Origin of the sequence: Enterococcus sp. (assembly GCF_022711995.1) — a bacterium.
Classification (GTDB): Bacteria; Bacillota; Bacilli; order Lactobacillales; family Enterococcaceae; genus Enterococcus_D.
Map to the genome: position 1 here is coordinate 1 of NZ_JALAHI010000114.1, position 3,971 is coordinate 3,971.

Consider the following 3,971-nt stretch of genomic DNA (forward strand, 5'->3'; position numbering starts at 1 on the left):
ACACTACATAGTGTGCAAAAAAACTTTTTTAATTTGTCTTCTTTTTTTAAAACGGAATTATTGTGTTCCTTCATCATAGGATATTCTCCTAAAAATACTTGGTTAGCTTTATTATTTCTTCTTCTGCTTTTTCTCTCAGCCCTTTTTTAATGCCATACTTCGTTCTGCGCCTTTTGAATCTCCAACGATTTATTCCTTTGGGTGCCAAGTCAGATTGGCAGCCTCTTTTTTTGGTTATTTCCTTTAGCACAAGTAGGTTCGCTGAGGTATTTAGCTCAATAGTTTCAGAAAATCGAAATGAGTAAGAATGTTGTATTGTTAACTTTATAGCAAAAATGAGTTATTCATATTCCTTTGTTGTGAATCGGAATTTTCCATAGAAATAAGTAGCGCCAAATGATATTAAGCAGCTTAATGCCATACATACAAAAAATGATGGCCAGAATTCAAATGGAATAGATAAAAAACCAGGAATGCCGCTTATTCCGACAGATGTTGCAGTAATATGCTGCATGGCCATAAAGCCACCAACTAAGCCCGATGTAGAGATGGCAACTAAAAATGGAAATTTATATTTCAAATTAATCCCAAACATTGCCGGCTCTGTAATGCCCATATATGCCGAAAGTCCAGCTGTTAATCCTACACCTTTCAACTTTTTATCTTTGATTAGAAAGTTCATTGCGATTGCAGCAGATCCCTGAGCTAAACTCGACATTACGCCTATCGGCCAAATGTAATCTCCTCCATTTGCCATTAACTGGATATGAACAGGTAAAAATGCATGATGCATTCCGGTTACCACTAGTGGTGCTAACCCTATACCATATGCAATTCCACCTAAAAATGGTATCTTGTTGAAGAGCCATACGATAGCTTCAACAATAGTGTTGCCGATAGCAATCGTAACAGGGGCTATCAACACAAATGTTAATACACTGGTAACTAGAATTGCAACAGGTGCTACTACTAGTAATTGAATCGTTTCCGGGATTCTCTTTCGTAACCAAATTTCAATTTTTGCGAGAACATATCCAGATACTAATGCAGGCAACACTTGAGCTTGCAGCCCCATTTTTGCAATGGAGAAGCCAAATATTGTCCATTGTGGAATATCGCCGGTTGTAACAGCTTGACCATAATTCCAAGCATTCATTAAGTCTGGATGAACAAAAACTAATCCTAGTACAATTCCTAATAATGGACTGCCTTTAAAATACTTAACAGTAGACCAAGTGATCAGAGCTGGTAAAAATTGAAAAGAAGTATTGGCGATGGTATTGATCATACTCGATAAGTCTGCAATAGTAGGATAGGCTTCAATGACAGATTTCGTAAAAAATATACCTGGATTTGTCAATAAATTATTTAAGCCCATCAATAAACCTGCCGTTACAATAGCTGGTAATATAGGGACAAACACGTCGCCTAAAACTTTAATCATTTTTTGGAGGGGGTTCAGATTTACTTCTGCAGCTACAGATTTTACTTCTTCCTTAGACATAACGTTTAAATTAGTCTGAGTCATCACTTCATCGTATAGTTTTTCAACTTTTGGTCCTATTACAATTTGAAATTGGCCATTCGCACTAAATATCCCTTTTACATCGTCTAGATTTTCTAAGGACTCCTTGTCTACTAAAGTTTCATTTTGTAATACGAACCGTAATCTGGTAACACAATGCGTTAATGCAATAATATTTTCTTTGCCACCAACACCGACAATAATTTTCTCCGCTTCATTTTTAAACATGATTTAGTCTTCAACCTCGATTCTTTTAGTATTTTTTTCATCTATAACTGAACTATTTCCAACCATAATTAGATAATCTCCAGAATCAAATAGTTCATTCAAATTTTCATCGTAATAACAAAATGTATCTCGATTAACGTTAAAAACGACCTTTCTTTTTTCATTAGGCTTCAAATTTATTTTTTTAAAACCTTTCAGTTCTTTCATTGGTCGTGTATAGGTGCCATATTGGGCCCCAATATATAATTGGATGACTTCTTTTCCTTCTATCTCTCCCGTGTTTACTACATCAATAGATACTTCCCACTGATTTTTTTTAAGTTTTTTAACTTCATAATTCATTAAAGCAAAATCTGTATAACTTAATCCATAACCAAAGGAAAACTCTGGATCATTTGGTAAATCAATATATCTTGATGTATTGAATTTATCTGCTTGATAAGGACGTCCTGTTTTATAATGGTTATAATAAATAGGTAATTGTCCTTCATGCCTTGGAAAGGTCATGGTTAATTTTCCAGACGGATTAACCACGCCTTCAAGTATATTTAAAATCGCTGATCCTGCTTCACAGCCTAAATGCCATGCCTCAACAATTGATTTGCAGTAAGGTATGATGGCAGAGAGTACCAGTGGTCTTCCATTCATTAAAACAACGACGATATTCTGATTTATCTGTGAAAGTGCCTGTATGAAATTTTGCTGTTCCTTACTGATACTTAAAATTGCTTTTGATTTAGCCTCACCAGATTCCGTTGCTTTTTCTCCAAGAACTAAAACAACCTTATCTAAATGGCGCACCCATGAACGAGTCTCCTCACTAAATGTTTGAGTCCGCTCAAAGTCTCTAAAAGCATTTTGTAATAAAAAGTAATTTTTATTTTGTTTGTTTTCCACTGCTTGAGCTAATGTTACAATCTGTTTTTCATCGCCTTTGCACGCCCATGTATCCATCATACTTTGCCTATCATCAAGAAAAATTCCCGCATAACCAACTTTATCGGTAGATTTTAGTGGTAATAATCCATCATTCTTGAGTAATACAATAGATTCTTCAGAAATCTCTAAGGCCGTTCTCCGAAATTCCTTTGTTTTATCAACTATTTTTTTGTATTTTTCGGCCGAAGAACGATAAGGATTATCGAACAATCCTAGTCTCCATTTCAAGCTTAAAACGCGTCGAACTGCTCGATCAATTTCGGCTTCTTTAATACTATTGCTTTCAACTAAGCCCTTTAAATAAGTACCATAAAGCAGCGAAGACATATCTATATCTAACTGACACGCCACAGCTTTTTTTACTGCTTCTTTATCGTCGCGACAAAATCCATGAACAACTGTCTCTTTCAGTGCATTCCAATCAGAAATGAGCACTTCAGAGTAAAATAGTTTTTTTCTTAGAATATCTATGAGTAATTTTTTGTTCGTTGTTGCCGGTATACCATTTAATAAATTAAAACTGCTCATGATTGACATCACACCTTCATCAACTAATCGTTTAAAAGGTGGGATATAAACATTTGCTAGCTTATACCATGAGAGATCTACTGTATTATAATCTCTGCCAGCTTCTGCCTCTGAATAGCCCACAAAATGCTTTGCACATGCAATGATATGATCCTCAGTTAATGTGCCATTCCCCGTTAAACTTCCCTGAAACCCTTTTACCTTTGCTGATCCAAACACAGCGGTTAAATACGTATCTTCACCAAAAGATTCCGCCACTCTTCCCCAGCGAGGATTTCTGCTGACATCAATCATTGGAGCAAATGTCCAATGAATGCCAGCAGATGCAGCTTCTTCGGCAGCAATTTCTGCTGTCTTTTTTATAAGTTGCGTATTCCAAGAACAGGATTCTGCTAAAGGGATTGGAAAAGTTGTTAAAAATCCATGTACAACATCTTCTGCAAATAACAACGGGATTCCTAATCGTGTTTCGTTTACCGCGATATGCTGTAAATAGTTGGCTTTTTCTATCTCCTTTATCGACAAAAAAGAACCAACAGAGCTAGATCGAATTAGCTGTTCGTAGTGCTCTTCTTTTCCACCATAAATCGAGGTACCCACTTGGTTCAATTGTCCTACTTTTTCATCTAAAGTCATTTGTTTCAATAATTCTGTTACGAATACTTCCTGCGTTAATTCTGTAGAAATATTCACTATTTTCACATCCAATATTTTTATAATATAATAGATTAAGCTGCTTAACCTTTTCACC

2 protein-coding genes are annotated in these 3,971 nt (G+C 35.6%); both read right to left on the minus strand.

Going from position 1 to position 3,971, the window contains the following annotated elements; all coding sequences use genetic code 11:
* Nucleotides 1–340: 340 nt before the first annotated feature.
* Nucleotides 341–1,753: a PTS transporter subunit EIIC gene (locus Q0A12_RS11305; protein WP_291292749.1), complete on the minus strand. Its 1,413-nt coding sequence runs from the start codon at nucleotides 1,751–1,753 to the stop codon at nucleotides 341–343.
* A 3-nt stretch (nucleotides 1,754–1,756) separates the two neighbouring features.
* The coding region (locus tag Q0A12_RS11310) for a glycoside hydrolase family 3 N-terminal domain-containing protein (protein WP_291292750.1) at nucleotides 1,757–3,971 on the minus strand (2,215 nt) is incomplete at its 5' end.